The following is a 15135-nucleotide window of genomic DNA, read 5'->3' as shown; positions in this document are numbered from 1 at the left end:
GAGTGAAAATACGTTGTTATGTAAATGTAGGATGAGGTATTGCATAGTTAGCCTAAATTATAAAAACCAGTCCCTAATGATATTTTTCTAAGCTTCATTGAGCATGACAAGCTCCTCCAAAATATTAAGAGGAGGTACTTTCATGGCTTCAATAAGAATAAGCGGCTCTGTTGGCTTAGGTGGTAAAAATGTGGATGCTGATATTCGTACGGTACAAAGGTCTATTAACCAATTGCTTGGTTCTTTAAAGGGAGTAAAGGAACTTAAAGTGGATGGGAAACTAGGCTCTAGACCGGAAAACTCCAAGACTGTCGGCGCAATTAAAGCTTTTCAGAAAAACCTTGTTGGGATGGCTCGTCCAGATGGAAGGATAGATGTGAATGGAAGAAGCCATCGTAAGCTGAATGATTATTTAAAACGAACACCTGAGACTATGGTGGCATATACGTTACCTTTGGTTGGCTCAAGAGATGCGTTGACGGACTTGGATTATCGCAAAGTAGCTGAAACTCTTAGATGCGAAGTCGCTGCTATTAAAGCTGTAGCGGAAGTTGAGAGCCGAGGAGAAGCCTACTTTAGCAATGGTAAGCCAAAGATTTTGTTTGAGGCTCATATATTTTCGAGACTCACTTCAAGAGCCTACGATAACAGTCATCCAAGTATTTCAAGTCGGCATTGGAATCGAAGTCTGTATGTTGGTGGTATCTCAGAATACGTACGTTTAAATAAAGCGATTGAACTGAATTCAAATGCAGCAATCCGCTCCGCATCTTGGGGACGTTTCCAAATTATGGGCTTTAATTTCAAGTTAGCTGGTCATGTTACCGCTGAATCCTTTGTTAAGGCTGTATTCGAGTCGGAGAAGAAACAACTTGAGGCTTTTGTTACGTTTATCCAAAAGTCTGGCTTAGGTGAACATATAAGAGATAAAAATTGGGCTGCCTTTGCTCGTGGTTACAATGGTTCTGAGTATCAGAAAAATCAATACGACGTCAAATTAGAAAAGGCTTACAAAAAATATGCTTCGATTAAAAATGCTGCGTAACATTTCTTTGCTTGGACTTATTTTTAGTTCATCTGCTTGTGCTTCCAGCCACACTAATACTGCGCTATTTAAGTGTGCTGCTTCACATCCTAACCGTCTAGAAATATCAATAGAAAATATAAACAGTCAGGTTCTACTGTCGGAGCTTAATTTAGGGGGGAGCAGTATTGAAAGAACCTTAGTTATAAAGGACTTTAAATTAGACCAGTATCATCGAGCGTTGGTAGATGAGAAGTCACTGGAATTTAGTATTGGTGAGCGCGTCATATTAGTCAGTGAGTACTTTAGCGAGGAGTTTGATGAGGTTGAGAAGATACTCAGTGTTACTTTGAGAGAGCCTGAGCAAACGCAGTATTTTGAATGCGAGGAAGGGAGTATGAGTAACCTTGCATTGCTTTTCCATGAGAGCGCCGAATAATCGATTACAGAGTAATTATTACTAAAACGTAATAGTGTTTTCGTATTTACCTTAATTATCTTGTTATTTGTAATCGATATAATCATCCACCTTACCACGGTAAGTCGATTTTCTCATTCAAGTAACGAGGAGGGCTTATGGCCGTAGGGTGGGCAAACGACGATAGCGTCAGCCAACAAATTCAAAACACAATAGACGACGAGATTTCCCGTGTTCGTGGCAGTATCACAAAGGGTGAGAGCACCCATTACTGCGATGAGTGTGGTGATGAGATCCCAGAAGCGCGTCGTCTTGCAATGAAAGGCGTTCGTTTGTGTATCGAATGTCAGTCAACAATCGAATTGGTATCTCAACGCCAAGCATTGTTCAATCGACGAGCGAGTAAAGACAGTCAACTTCGATAGCTTTACTGCTCTAATAAATAACGAGACGGTTTGAGTCTCATACTCAAACCGTTTTCGTATTGAATGGAACTATGAAGCGAAGCAGTCTTTACGTTGCAACGCTGCATCAATCGCGTTAACTAGCTTCTCAATATCTTCTGGCTTGCTGATGAACGGCGGCATCATATAAATCAGTTTGCCAAATGGACGAATCCACACTCCGTGTTCAACAAACAAGGCTTGGATGGTTTCCATATTCACAGGGCGAAGCGTCTCCACTACGCCAATAGCACCCAACCAACGGGTGTTTTTCACCAAGTCGTATTCTTCAAGTTTTGGTAGTAACTCAGAAAACAGCGTTTCAATTTGTTGGGTTTGTTGCTTCCAATCACCTTGCTCGATCAATTCCAAACTTGCAGTAGCTACGGCACAAGCGAGTGGATTCCCCATAAAGGTTGGACCGTGCATAAAACAACCAGCATCACCACCACAAACAGTGTCTGCTACGTGTTTGCTCGCGAGGGTCGCAGAGAGGGTCATGTAGCCGCCAGTAAGTGCTTTCCCGACACACAGAATGTCTGGTTGAATATCCGCATGTTCGCAGGCAAACAATTTACCTGTGCGTCCAAAACCGGTAGCGATCTCATCTGCAATCAATAACAGACCGTATTTGTCGCAAAGTCTACGCACGCCTTTGAGAAATTCTGGATGGTAGATACGCATGCCACCTGCGCCTTGAACGATAGGCTCAAGGATCACCGCAGCAAGTTCTTGATGGTGCGTCTCAATCTTGTGCTCGAAGTCGGTAAGGTCTTCTGGCTTCCATTCATCCCAATAACCACAAGTTGGTGACTCCGCAAAGATATGCTCAGGCAAAAAGCCTTTGTAGAGAGAGTGCATTGAGTTGTCAGGATCGGTGACCGACATCGCCGCAAACGTATCGCCGTGATAACCGTGTCGCAAAGTAAGAAACTTCGGTCGGCGTTCGCCTTTTGCATGCCAATATTGAAGTGCCATTTTTAAGCTGACTTCTACGGCAACAGAGCCTGAATCGGCAAGGAATACATGTTCAAGATTACTTGGTGCTAGGGATAGCAACTTCTTACACAAACTGATTGCTGGCTGGTGGGTAATCCCGCCAAACATCACGTGAGAGACCTTATCGATTTGCTGGTGAGCGGCTTGATTTAAGTGCGGATGGTTATAGCCGTGGATCGTCGACCACCAAGAAGACATGCCATCGACCAGCTCAGTACCATCTTCCAATTTAATGTGCACACCATTTGCCGATGCCACTGGGTAGCAGGTCAGAGGTGTCAATGTAGAAGTGTAAGGATGCCAGATATGCTGGCGGTCGAAGGCGAGATCCATGTGCGATTCCAATAGTAATTGAGGTTAAAAAATAAACAGGTGTAAACTTTGCTCTTTTGTGCTGTGTTGACAGTTTATCGAGACTCAGTAGACTGTCAACACAACAACAAAAGTGACTAAAGGAATACACGTGGAAGTTCGTCATAACTGGACGCATGCTGAAGTGCGCGATCTCATGGAAAAACCATTCATGGATCTCCTATTCGAAGCGCAGCTTGTACATCGTCAATATCAACAAACCAACCATGTTCAAGTAAGCACGCTTCTGTCGATTAAGACAGGTGCTTGTCCAGAAGATTGTAAGTACTGTCCTCAGAGTGCTCGTTACACCACAGACATCGAAAAAGAGCGTCTGATGGAAGTAGAACGCGTACTCGATGCTGCGCAAAAAGCCAAAAATGCTGGTTCTACTCGATTCTGTATGGGCGCAGCATGGAAAAACCCGAAAGAGCGTGACATGCCACATTTGACCGACATGATCAAAGGCGTGAAGGGCATGGGTTTAGAAACGTGTATGACATTAGGCATGTTGACGCCAGATCAAGCAAAGCAATTGGCAACCGCAGGTCTGGATTACTACAACCACAACCTAGATACCTCACCTGAATTTTACGGCAACATCATTACCACACGTACTTACCAAGACCGTTTAGATACTTTGTCTCACGTTCGTGATGCTGGCATGAAGATTTGTTCCGGTGGCATCATCGGCATGGGTGAAAGTGCTAACGACCGAGCTGGTTTGTTGGTTGAATTGGCTAACTTACCGGTACACCCTGAAAGCGTTCCAATCAACATGCTCGTGAAGGTAAAGGGGACACCACTGGAAGAAGTGGATGATGTTGAGCCTTTCGATTTCATTCGCCTGATTGCGATTGCACGAATCATGATGCCTCAATCAGCCGTTCGTTTATCCGCTGGCCGTGAAAACATGAACGAACAAATGCAAGCGCTGTGTTTTATGGCGGGTGCAAACTCCGTTTTCTATGGCTGCAAGCTTCTGACCACGCCAAACCCTTCTGAAGACAAAGACATGATGCTGTTCAACAAGCTCGGTATTAACAGCCAAGAGGTGTCTCAAAAGCCTGATGAAATCGAAGAAAACGAGTTACTCGATCGCGTCGTAGAGCGCGTTGCTGCCCGTCCGACAAAAGACGACCTTTTCTACGATGCCAGCGTTTAAATCTCGTATCGAGTCCGCCCTTGCTGAGCGTAAAACGCAAGGGTTGAATCGTTCTATGAATGTGGTGTTTGCCGGTAACCAGTCCGTTTTGGAACACGAAGGTAGACGCTACATTAATTTCTCAAGTAATGATTATTTGGGATTGGCTAATGACCAAGCGCTTGTTCGGGCTTGGCAGCAAGGTTTAAGCGTATATGGTAGTGGCAGTGGAGCATCACCGATGGTGACTGGCTTTAGTGCCGCGCACAGCAATTTAGAAGCCGCACTGACCGAATGGTTGGGTTACGACAGAGCAATTCTGTTTGGTTCTGGATTCAGTGCTAATCAAGCCTTGTTGTTCACCTTGTTGGAAAAATCAGACGTATTGATCCAAGACCGTTTGAACCATGCCTCACTGATGGAAGCGGGGGCGTTGTCACCAGCTAAGATGAAGCGCTTCAAACACAATGACATCGAGCACCTAAAGTCGCTGATTAATAGCGAAGACAACCATCTAGTTGTGACTGAAGGGGTATTCAGCATGGACGGCGACTGTGCGCCGCTTAGCGATATAGCTGAAGTCACTCGTAGTCATGATGCTTGGTTTGCTGTCGATGACGCTCATGGTATTGGCGTTCTTGGTCAATCCGGTGGTGGTTCTTGTGAGTTGGCAACGGTTAAACCCGAGATACTGATCGTTACTTTCGGCAAAGCGTTTGGTATGTCTGGCGCGGCTATTTTATGTGACCACGCAACGGGGGACTTTTTAACTCAGTTTGCTCGTCACCATGTGTATTCCACAGCGATGCCTCCGGCACAAGCCTATGCGCTAACGCATGCGGTTTCTATCGTTCAAGAGCAGTCTTGGCGACGTGAAAAGCTTTCAGAGCTTAGTGAAGTGTATCGAGACTGCCTCAGCGATCTGGAGGGCTTTGTTGAGACTCAGACTTCGATTAAGCCGTTTGTGATTGGTGAATCTGAACTGGCTTTGCAGGTTGCGAGCGCTTGTCGCCAAAACGGCATTTGGGTTACCGCTATTCGACCACCGACGGTGCCTAAAGGGACGTCTCGCCTTCGAATCACACTCACTGCCAATCACACCAACGAACAAGTTAAAACGCTTTCAATGGCATTGAAGCAAGCATTAGGAGCGCTGTAATGGATAATGCAACTACCGCATTAGCGCAAACGCTCGCGTTAGAGAGTTTCCATCAAGATAAAGACGCGATTGCCTCTTCGTTTGGTAAAGCAGCAGAAACATACGATAAACATGCGGCTTTTCAACGTGATGTCGGGCATCAGCTGCTTGATAAACTTCCTGAAAACTTGACGGGAAAACGTGTATTGGATTTAGGTTGTGGCACGGGTTATTTCTCCCAACTACTTCAACAACGCGGTGCGGAAGTAGTCTGCGGCGATATCTCTCAAGCCATGTTAGATAAAGCAGAGCAGCGTTGTGGTGCAGTACGAATGCACTACCAAGTTGCTGATGCTGAAAACTTACCATTTGACGATGATAGCTTCGATTACGTGTTTTCAAGTTTAGCGCTGCAATGGTGTACAGATTTAAGTTACCCACTAAAAGAAGTGCGCCGCGTGCTAAAAAATGGTGGGAAAGCGTGGTTCTCTACACTGGTTGATGGATCACTGTATGAGCTGCGTGCATCATGGGAAAAAATTGATGCATATCAACACGTCAATAACTTTCTAACGCTCAATCAGGTAAAAATTGCGTTAGCGCAATCTCGATGTGACAGCCATCAACTAGACTTGACCACCATCACAGTTTGGTACGACTCTGCATTTTCAGTTATGCGTGACCTCAAAGGTATAGGTGCAAATCACGTAAGCGGGCGCTCACACGGTTTAACTAGTCGCGAGACTTTGTTAAAAGTTGAGCATGCGTACCAAGCGTTTAAAAACGATCAAGGTCTTCTACCTGCAAGTTATCAGGTTTGTTTTGGAGTAATACATCTATGATTGATGCTTTTTTTATTGCTGGTACGGATACTGATGTTGGAAAGACGGTAGCGTCTAAAGCCATTTTGCAAGCGATCGCCGCAAAAGGACTAAACACTATTGGTTATAAGCCAGTGGCAGCAGGGAGTGACAAGACTGAAGCCGGATGGCGTAACTCTGATGCTTTACACTTACAAGACGCCGCAACACTCGATGTGGCCTATGATGATGTGAACCCATACGCTTTAGAGTTGCCTGCTTCTCCCCACATTGCAGCGAAGCATGAACATGTCGAAATAAGTTACGATGTTCTGAGTCAAAAACTGGCTCAACATAAGCAGCAAGCCGATGTTGTTCTCGTTGAAGGTGCTGGAGGCTGGCGTGTGCCAGTATCCGATACGGACTGTTTATCTACATGGGTAAAAGAAGAGCAGTTACCTGTTGTACTGGTGGTTGGCATTAAATTAGGCTGTTTGAGCCACGCTTTACTCACAGCAGAGAGTATTAAAGCGGATGGTTTGAATCTTGTTGGCTGGGTGGCAAACCGCGTCAACCCAGGCACAGAGCACTACGCTGACATTATCGAGATGCTAGAAGCACGTATCGATGCACCTAAGCTTGGGGAAATTCCATATATTCCAAGTGCTAAACGCAAAGAGCTAGGCAAGTACATTAATGTAGAGCCGTTGCTAAACACTGACTAATGGTGTTTAGGGTAAAAGACTAAAAAACCAAAGGGCTGCGCAATGCAGCCCTTTCTTGTTGGTGTAACCTAAAAAGTCAGATTACTTATCTTGGCTGAGCCCCATCAATGCTTGTTGTGTTTCTGCAACACGCTGAGACATATGATGATCGGTTGAAATACCAAGTTGTTGCTTTGCCTCGTCCTCTGAGATGCCTAGGTGACAACGTAGTAAATCAATAGCCATTTGATAGTCGTTAGTTTCTACCATGGTTTTTCCCTCAATACATGGAGTTTTTGAGCTCACCCAATGCACTTTTTGCAATGTACTTAGAGTGGCTCTGTTTTGTTCATCTCATTCGAATTTAGCATGTCCATGTGGCCGCACAATAAGACCAAAGTCTATAGCAGAGCTAACGTACTGTTTTTGGTCTATTAAAAATTTCTAGCTAAGTTGCTAAGAGGTGATAGATTTAACACCAAGATCATCTATCAATAGATGATGGGTAGCTCAGAGCTTATTTTATCATTTTGATAAATGTATATGAACGGAGGTTCCAGCTCCTACCAAAGCATGTTTTGAAATCGCTTGAATCAAATATTTCAGTCCCGAAAACAAATGTTGCAATTTATTGCTTAACCTTGTTTTTATCGCGGATAGACTATATCTATAACGCACGGAACATGAAAATCAACGGAATTGGCTTTTATAGCGATTACCATTTGTTCCTTATAACAATCCGTTTTAAAAAAACGATAAGCTTCCTCGGAGAAAAGTAATGAAGCGAATTATGTTATTCCTAGCAACTAACCTAGCTGTCGTGCTAGTGCTTAGTGTTGTTCTGAATATTGTTTACGCTGTAACTGGAATGCAACCAGGCAGTCTGTCAGGTTTACTTGTAATGGCTGCTGTATTTGGTTTTGGTGGCGCATTTATTTCGTTGATGATGTCAAAGGGTATGGCGCTACGCTCGGTTGGTGGTATGGTCATTGAAAGCCCGCGCAACGAAACGGAGCATTGGTTAGTCGAAACTGTGGGTCGTCAAGCTCAACAAGTGGGTATTGGCATGCCAACGGTGGCTATTTATGATTCACCAGATATCAATGCATTTGCGACAGGTGCAAAACGAGATGACTCTCTTGTCGCAGTTTCTACCGGTCTTTTACACAATATGACTCGTGATGAGGCAGAGGCAGTACTTGCACACGAAGTGAGCCATATTGCAAATGGTGATATGGTCACGATGACGTTGATGCAAGGTGTCGTGAACACGTTTGTTATCTTCCTATCACGCTTTATTGCCAATATCGTGGCATCGAACGATGATGAAGAAGGCCAAGGTACAAACATGATGGTTTACTTTGGCGTATCCATGGTGCTTGAACTGGTATTTGGTTTCCTAGCTAGCTTCTTGACTATGTGGTACAGCCGTCATCGCGAATTCCACGCGGACGCAGGTGCTGCGCGCCTCGTTGGCAAAGAAAAAATGATTGCGGCTCTAGAGCGTTTGAAGGTGAGTCATGAATCTCAACTGGATGGCACCATGATGGCGTTTGGTATCAATGGCAAGCAGTCGCTGACTGAGCTACTAATGAGCCACCCTCCGCTAGATAAACGTATTGCAGCGTTGCGAGGCCAGCAATACTAATTGTTCCTACTTAAATAATTGTTAATCTGCTGAAAAGGCTTGGTTTTGACCAAGCCTTTTTTTTCGCCGATTGATCGCGTGCGAACTTCATCACGTACTACTTACAGAAACAAAGTTATACAAAATTATTTTTGTACAACTTTGGTGGAATGAACTATCTTGTACATATAATAATTTTGTACAACTTAATGGGCGTGTAGGAGTAAAAAATGGACATACAGTCTGTTGGCAATATCTATCAAAAGCTCAACAAAGCGAACTTACATCTACTTAAGGATATATATCACCAAGATGTAGTATTTGAGGACGCAGCGCATCGTTTAGAAGGATGGCCAGCACTTTCGGATTATTTCACCTCATTATATGCCAACGTCATCAGTTGTGATTTTGTAATCCATGAGCATCAACAAGTCGGAGATACAGGCTTCCTAACTTGGACAATGGACCTTCAGCATCCCAAACTTCAGAAGGGTGCGCCTATTCTCGTCAATGGTGTTTCGCACCTCAAATTTAGCGAAGGTCAGGTCATTTATCACCGGGACTATTTTGATCTCGGAGAGATGCTCTATGAGCATTTACCATTACTAGGTTCAGTCGTTAAAACCATCAAGCAGAGGTTAGGACAATGAACAACACCATCTTAATCACAGGCGCCACCTCCGGAATAGGAAGACAGCTTGCGCTAGATTACGCGAACTCAGAATGGAATGTGATTGCTTGTGGTCGGAATCAAGATGTTCTTGCAGAACTGGAGGCTGTTTCTTCCAAAATTCATACATTACAGTTCGATGTGACAAATTATGAGGAAACTCAGCAGGCGCTCTCTAATTTGCCCTTTACGCCAAACACATGGGTTTTTAACGCAGGCGATTGTGAGTACATGGATGAGGGAGTGGTCGACGCGAAACTCATGGCGCGTGTGATGAACGTAAATGTTGTCGGTGTTGCCAACTGCATTGAAGGCAGCCAAGTGCATTTAGAGAGAGGGCACCGCATTGTTATTGTTGGCTCTATCGCATCAGAAGTGGCACTGCCTCGTGCTGAAGCTTACGGCGCATCCAAAGCGGCAGTCAGTTATTTTGCACGCACGCTCGCCGTCGACTTGAAAAAGAAAGGGATCAATGTGGTAACGGTGTTTCCTGGTTTTGTTGAAACGCCGTTGACTGACAAAAACGACTTCGAAATGCCAATGATCATTTCTACTCAGCAAGCGTCGGACTCTATCAGGAAGCAGTTAGCCGCCAACAAGACCTATATCTATTTCCCAGCGAGATTTACCAGTATTTTACGTTTTATCTCGTTACTTCCATACAGTTGGCAAGCTCGCCTAACTGCTAAACTCGTATCATAAGAAGGAATAAAAATGAAAACAGCAGGAAGAAAGAAGATAGCGATTGTGGGAACGGGAATCTCTGGCCTTACTTGTGGTTATTACTTGCATAAAGAACATGATGTAACGCTGTTTGAAGCGAACGATTACATCGGTGGCCATACTGCAACCGTTGATGTGAGCCTTGATGGTAAAGAATACGCGATAGATACTGGGTTCATCGTCTATAACGACCGTACGTACCCTAATTTCATTAAAATGATGAGCGAGATTGGCGTTGAAGGTCTGCCTACTCAAATGAGCTTCAGTGTCAGAAACGATGGGAACGGACTAGAGTACAACGGCCACACAGTGTCGACATTGTTTGCTCAAAAACGCAACTGGGCAAACCCCAAATTTTATCGATTTATCTTCGAGATACTTCGTTTCAATAAACTTGCCAAGCGCTTCGCTAGCGAGCAATCCTCGCACTCTCAGACGTTAGGTGAGTTCCTTGACGAACACAAATTCAGTGCTTTCTTTACCGATAACTACATTTTACCGATGGGTGCTGCGATTTGGTCGTCGACTTTAGCTGACATGCGCGCATTCCCTCTTATGTTCTTCTTACGTTTCTTCCTCAACCACGGTCTGCTAGATGTGACTAACCGACCGCAATGGTATGTGATTAAAGGTGGTTCACGTTCATACATTCCACCATTGACCAAAGGCTTTGCCGAGAATATTCGTCTTAATAGTCCTGTCGAAAAAGTGGTTCGCAACGAAAAAGGGGTTGGCGTTCAAGTTCGTGGAGAAACGCATTGGTTTGATGACGTTATCTTTGCTTGTCACAGTGATCAAGCAATGAGAGTGCTAGAGGATATCAGCCCAATTGAGCAGGAAATCTTGGGGGATATGACATACCAAGCAAATGAAGTTGTTCTTCATACCGACTCTGCCGTACTACCAAAACGTAAGGCAGCATGGGCATCATGGAACTACCTATTGGAAGGCAGTGAGGAGGAACAGCAACGCCTCCCTTCGCTCACTTATAACATGAACATTCTTCAGCATATTCAATCAGAACACACGTTTTGTGTAACGTTGAATAGTACTGAGCAAATTAACTCAAATAAAGTCTTGCGTTCGTTCACTTATCATCATCCAGTATTCACCACTGAGTCTATTGCAGCGCAGCAGCGCAAAAATGAGATACAGGGTAAACAAAGTACCTGGTTCTGCGGCGCTTATTGGTACAACGGTTTTCATGAAGATGGCGTGCGTAGCGCGCTTGATGTTGTGAAAGAACTAGAAGAAAAGTACCGCGAACAAAATGTGGTTCCTTTCGAAAAAGGCGCAGCGTGATATGGATAGCCAAATGAACAGCCGATTGTTTATAGGCAACGTTCGTCACCGTCGATTCACGCCGGTGAATCATGAGTTGAACTACTCTTTATTTATGCCCGCCATTGATGTAGACGAGATCGATGCTTTAGAGAAAAAAGTATGGGGTTTTGGTTCGCGTTGGTGGCATTGGGCTCGCTTCAAGCGCAGTGATTACATTGGTGAAGGTAGCGTCAAGTCGGCAGTGCACAGCAAAATTGAAGAACTGACAGGTGTTCGCTGTACCGGCAAGGTAATCGCAGTCTGTCACTTGCGTTATCTAGGACTTTATTTCAGTCCCGTTAATTTCTACTACGTTTATAACACGGAAGGAGAATGGAAGTATCTCCTCGCAGAGGTGAGTAACACTCCTTGGAATGAACGACATTACTACGTGGTGTCAGCAGATAAAGAAGAAAAGTTTGGTTGGGAACAAGATAAAGCATTCCATGTTTCACCATTCAACCCGATTGACCAACTCTACCGCTGGAGAATTAAACCTTTGACAGACAAGTTGAATATTCATCTTGAATGTCACAAAGGAGAGAAACACTTTGATGCCACCATGGTTATGAAAGCAAAGCCACTTTCAAGCAAAACCTTATTGAGGTGTTTGATCGTTACACCAATACAAACGGTAAAAGTAATGGTTGGTATTTATTGGCACGCATTAAAACTTTGGGTGAAAGGCGCACCTTTTTATTCTCATCCTAAATATTCAACGCATGAAGAAATAGAAGCCGATATTGAAAAAACAGACAAAAAAAATAAAAAGCACAAGGAGAATTCTGCATGTTAAATACTAGTTCTATGACATTGCCGCGTAAATTGACGACAACGCAAAAAGCGGCTCGCGGAGTTATTTTTCAATGTCTGCAAAAAATGGAAATCGGCTGCTTAACAGTTATTGAAAGTTTTAAGACGGAAACGACAGAGCGAAGCGAGCGTTTTAGTGCGCCAAATGGGGAGTATAGTGGTCAACCTGTTGTCGCTACTATAGAGGTAAAACATCCAGGCTTTTATTCACGGATCTTGCAGGGCGGCAGTATTGCTGCTGGTGAGGCTTATATGGATGGGTGGTGGGATAGCCCCGATTTAACCTCATTAATGAAACTGATGGCCCTTAACATGCGTGCTCTAGATAAACTCGAAGAGCAAGGCAGTTGGTTGACTAAAATACTGTACAAGTTCAGCCATTGGTCAAACAGAAACTCTGAAGAGAACTCACGTAAAAATATCCATGCGCATTACGACTTGGGTAACAACTTATACGAAGCGTTCCTTGATACCAACATGCTGTACTCTTCGGCGCTTTACAATCATGCGGATGACTCTCTAGAGCAGGCTCAAATCAACAAAATGGATCGTCTATGTCAGCAACTTGAGCTGAAGCCCACTGATCATGTTGTTGAAATTGGCACAGGGTGGGGCGCTATGGCGATTTACATGGCCGAACAATACGGCTGTCAGGTCACCACAACAACGATATCTGAAGAGCAACACGCGTACGCGGAGCAAAAAATCAAAGAGCGTGGCTTAGAAGATAAAATCACACTACTCAAAGAAGATTACCGTAACTTAACTGGCACTTATGACAAGCTCGTTTCTATTGAAATGATTGAAGCTGTGGGCAAACAATTCCTGCCTTCGTACATTAAGGTCTGCGAGTCTTTGTTGAAGTCCGGTGGCTTGATGGCGATTCAAGCAATTACGATTGCCGATCAGCGTTACGATTACTACAGTAACAACGTCGACTTTATCCAAAAGTACATTTTCCCGGGTGGTTTTTTACCGTCGGTAACCTCACTAACCCAAGCCACAACAAAATACAGTGACTTAGTGACGCGAGACTTGTTCGATATTGGTTTGGACTACGCTAAGACGCTGAATGAATGGCACCTACGTTTTAATCGAGCAGAGAATGAAGTGCGCTCGTTTGGCTACGACGACCGCTTTGTGCGTATGTGGCACTACTATTTGAGCTACTGTGAAGGTGGCTTTTTGGCTCGCACGATCAGTGCCGTTCACATGACGTTTCAACGCCCGTAGTTCGTTATGAAGGTGTTTCTTGCTTCGACATGGTTCCAACTCTGCTGGTTTGCAGCGGTGCTTGGAACCTATCAATGGCAATGGGGGACGTTATTCCTTACTTTGGCAACCCTACTATATTGTTTGAAAACTGACGCATCTTCGCTCAAAAGTATTGGTGTTATCGCCACGATTGGTCTCGTGCTTGATACATTAAATCAGCAATTTTCAATTTTCATGTTTGCCACTCAATGGTTACCCCTTTGGCTTTTGTGCCTTTGGATTCTGTTCGCCTGGTATGCCTATCAACTCAAGTCAATTTTGTACCGTTTCCCAAAAACCTACGTATCAATAGTAGGCGGACTCGGAGGAACAGCGAGCTACTTTGCTGGCTATAAGCTCCAAGCCGTTGAATTTGGATTTAGCACTGGCGCTACACTGGCAATGTTGTTTGTCGAATGGTGCGTCATGATGCTCTTGATACTCAAGGTGTACGGAAATGAAAAGCTTGAAGAGAGACTTAACTCAGAGGCTGACTAGGCTGCTTGCGTTGGTAATAGTAACTGGCTCTTTTGCTCTGCAAGCTCAACCTGTTGGAAATAGCGAAGCCGCAAGCAACATTGCGAATTGGAAGGGATGGAAAACTGTTGGAGAAGCCCAACTTACTTGGTTCATCTTCGATATTTATCACTCAAGATTAAAAGCGCCTGATGGAAAGTTCATCGTAAGCGATGACGTATCGCCACATCCCCTTGCGTTGGAAATTAATTACAAGAGAGACATCAGTAAGCAACAGCTGCTTGATGTGACGGATGAGCAGTGGGCGAAATTGGGTTTTACTGACTCATATCGAAAAGCTTGGATCAGCGAGCTCGATCGTATGTTTCCTGATATTCAAAAAGGTGACGAGCTTACTTATCTAACAGATGGAAAATCTGGTCAGCTTTTTTATAAGCAGGTTGGGGACGTGCAAGTAAAGAACGTTGGCATCATTGAAGACGAACGAATGAACGATGCATTTTTAGCTATATGGTTATCACCCAACACAGAATTTCCGAAACTCCGAAAACAATTGATAGGGCAGGTTAGATAGTGCTTAAACGAATTTTTAAATCAGCGACTTTAGTGGCAGCTGTTTTTCTTTCGGCATGTTCCGCAGACATTGATAATTACCGCTCTTCTACACCGACTTTTGACGTATTCGGTTATTTCGAAGGCGACATAAAGGCGTGGGGGATGGTGCAAGATTATACCGAACAGCAAACCCGTCGCTTTGAAGTCGATATAGTGGGTACTGTAGAAGGTGATACGCTGACGCTAGTGGAAGACTTCGCGTTTGATGACGGAGAGGTGGACCAGCGAATTTGGGTTATCACTAGATTAGAAGACGGTAGTTATGAAGGTAAGGCAGACGATATTATAGGTGTAGCAACAGGGGAAGAGCAGGGCAATGCGCTACAGTGGCAATATGACTTTGAGCTACAAATGGAGGATTCATCAGTGACGGTTGCTTTTGATGATTGGCTTTACCGTCAGGATGACAGACACGTTTTCAATCTAACGAAAATAAAAAAGTTTGGTGTGGAAGTAGGAACAATAACCTTGTTCTTCCAAAAGCAGCCATAACAAATGGGGAAGATCTTCAATTAATAATCCATGCCATATAACTAAAATTATTTTCTCCCGACCTAACTCTCCTAACTAAAAAGGTTGACGCTTTCGCGTCAACCTTTTAGGTATCTGGTC

The 15135-nt window shown here is 44.2% G+C and carries 18 protein-coding genes; 16 read left to right on the top strand and 2 right to left on the bottom strand.

All coding sequences use genetic code 11. From position 1 onward, the window contains the following. Nucleotides 1-142: 142 nt before the first annotated feature. From R7Z47_RS09750 to R7Z47_RS09740, 3 genes are all read left to right on the top strand, one after another. Nucleotides 143-1045: an N-acetylmuramidase domain-containing protein gene (locus tag R7Z47_RS09750; protein ID WP_258509576.1), complete on the top strand. Its 903-nt coding sequence runs from the start codon at nucleotides 143-145 to the stop codon at nucleotides 1043-1045. Then, complete coding sequence (locus tag R7Z47_RS09745) at nucleotides 1020-1463, top strand: hypothetical protein (protein WP_262606600.1); 444 nt, start codon at nucleotides 1020-1022, stop codon at nucleotides 1461-1463. Before R7Z47_RS09750 ends, R7Z47_RS09745 begins: the two co-directional genes overlap by 26 nt. A gap of 137 nt (nucleotides 1464-1600) precedes the next feature. Next, nucleotides 1601-1867 carry a DksA/TraR family C4-type zinc finger protein gene (locus R7Z47_RS09740; RefSeq protein ID WP_033905078.1) on the top strand — a complete coding sequence of 89 codons (267 nt, stop codon included), beginning with the start codon at nucleotides 1601-1603 and terminating at the stop codon, nucleotides 1865-1867. 69 nt (nucleotides 1868-1936) lie between these two features. On the opposite strand, the gene bioA is transcribed toward R7Z47_RS09740, so the two are convergent. Further along, nucleotides 1937-3217 carry an adenosylmethionine--8-amino-7-oxononanoate transaminase gene (gene bioA / locus R7Z47_RS09735; RefSeq protein WP_033905079.1) on the bottom strand — a complete coding sequence of 427 codons (1281 nt, stop codon included), beginning with the start codon at nucleotides 3215-3217 and terminating at the stop codon, nucleotides 1937-1939. A gap of 130 nt (nucleotides 3218-3347) precedes the next feature. On the opposite strand from bioA, the gene bioB reads away from it, so the two are divergent. Genes bioB through bioD form a run of 4 tightly spaced genes read left to right on the top strand, consistent with a single transcriptional unit; the run spans nucleotide 3348 to nucleotide 7042 of the window. Next, a complete protein-coding gene (gene bioB, locus R7Z47_RS09730) occupies nucleotides 3348-4400 on the top strand; it encodes a biotin synthase BioB (RefSeq protein WP_005378222.1) in 1053 nt (350 codons plus the stop codon). Next, nucleotides 4387-5538, top strand: coding sequence for an 8-amino-7-oxononanoate synthase (gene bioF / locus R7Z47_RS09725; RefSeq protein WP_064376604.1), 1152 nt, complete (start codon nucleotides 4387-4389; stop codon nucleotides 5536-5538). Before bioB ends, bioF begins: the two co-directional genes overlap by 14 nt. After that, entirely contained in the window at nucleotides 5538-6359 is an 822-nt protein-coding gene (bioC, locus tag R7Z47_RS09720; RefSeq protein WP_005388087.1) for a malonyl-ACP O-methyltransferase BioC, read from the top strand. The genes bioF and bioC overlap by 1 nt, the downstream gene beginning before the upstream one ends. Next, nucleotides 6356-7042, top strand: coding sequence for a dethiobiotin synthase (bioD, locus tag R7Z47_RS09715; RefSeq protein WP_005378217.1), 687 nt, complete (start codon nucleotides 6356-6358; stop codon nucleotides 7040-7042). The genes bioC and bioD overlap by 4 nt, the downstream gene beginning before the upstream one ends. A gap of 81 nt (nucleotides 7043-7123) precedes the next feature. Here bioD and R7Z47_RS09710 read toward each other — a convergent pair whose 3' ends face one another. Next, nucleotides 7124-7291 (bottom strand): hypothetical protein, encoded by a 168-nt coding sequence (locus R7Z47_RS09710; protein WP_005378215.1) that lies wholly within the window; start codon nucleotides 7289-7291, stop codon nucleotides 7124-7126. Nucleotides 7292-7799: 508 nt separating this feature from the next. Here R7Z47_RS09710 and htpX point away from each other — a divergent pair. From htpX to R7Z47_RS09665, 9 genes are all read left to right on the top strand, one after another. Then, nucleotides 7800-8669, top strand: a complete 870-nt coding sequence (gene htpX / locus R7Z47_RS09705) for a protease HtpX (RefSeq protein ID WP_005388085.1) — start codon at nucleotides 7800-7802, stop codon at nucleotides 8667-8669. 209 nt (nucleotides 8670-8878) lie between these two features. Continuing rightward, nucleotides 8879-9298 (top strand): nuclear transport factor 2 family protein, encoded by a 420-nt coding sequence (locus tag R7Z47_RS09700; protein WP_005378211.1) that lies wholly within the window; start codon nucleotides 8879-8881, stop codon nucleotides 9296-9298. Beyond that, nucleotides 9295-10020 carry an SDR family oxidoreductase gene (locus R7Z47_RS09695; protein WP_206954048.1) on the top strand — a complete coding sequence of 242 codons (726 nt, stop codon included), beginning with the start codon at nucleotides 9295-9297 and terminating at the stop codon, nucleotides 10018-10020. Before R7Z47_RS09700 ends, R7Z47_RS09695 begins: the two co-directional genes overlap by 4 nt. Nucleotides 10021-10032: 12 nt before the next feature. Next, a complete protein-coding gene (locus tag R7Z47_RS09690) occupies nucleotides 10033-11343 on the top strand; it encodes an NAD(P)/FAD-dependent oxidoreductase (RefSeq protein ID WP_262606599.1) in 1311 nt (436 codons plus the stop codon). A gap of 1 nt (nucleotide 11344) precedes the next feature. Next, nucleotides 11345-12160 (top strand): DUF1365 domain-containing protein, encoded by an 816-nt coding sequence (locus R7Z47_RS09685; protein WP_258489352.1) that lies wholly within the window; start codon nucleotides 11345-11347, stop codon nucleotides 12158-12160. After that, a complete protein-coding gene (locus tag R7Z47_RS09680; protein WP_318130019.1) occupies nucleotides 12154-13410 on the top strand; it encodes a cyclopropane-fatty-acyl-phospholipid synthase family protein in 1257 nt (418 codons plus the stop codon). Before R7Z47_RS09685 ends, R7Z47_RS09680 begins: the two co-directional genes overlap by 7 nt. A gap of 6 nt (nucleotides 13411-13416) precedes the next feature. Continuing rightward, nucleotides 13417-13929: a DUF2878 domain-containing protein gene (locus R7Z47_RS09675; protein WP_167415124.1), complete on the top strand. Its 513-nt coding sequence runs from the start codon at nucleotides 13417-13419 to the stop codon at nucleotides 13927-13929. Beyond that, a complete protein-coding gene (locus R7Z47_RS09670) occupies nucleotides 13889-14482 on the top strand; it encodes a chalcone isomerase family protein (RefSeq protein ID WP_017821712.1) in 594 nt (197 codons plus the stop codon). Before R7Z47_RS09675 ends, R7Z47_RS09670 begins: the two co-directional genes overlap by 41 nt. After that, a complete protein-coding gene (locus R7Z47_RS09665; protein ID WP_104975218.1) occupies nucleotides 14482-15015 on the top strand; it encodes a DUF3833 domain-containing protein in 534 nt (177 codons plus the stop codon). The genes R7Z47_RS09670 and R7Z47_RS09665 overlap by 1 nt, the downstream gene beginning before the upstream one ends. Nucleotides 15016-15135: the final 120 nt, after the last annotated feature.

Source organism: Vibrio sp. 1641 (assembly GCF_033339995.1).
Lineage (GTDB): Bacteria > Pseudomonadota > Gammaproteobacteria > Enterobacterales > Vibrionaceae > Vibrio > Vibrio alginolyticus.
This window is presented reverse-complemented; position numbering and strand designations above follow the sequence as displayed.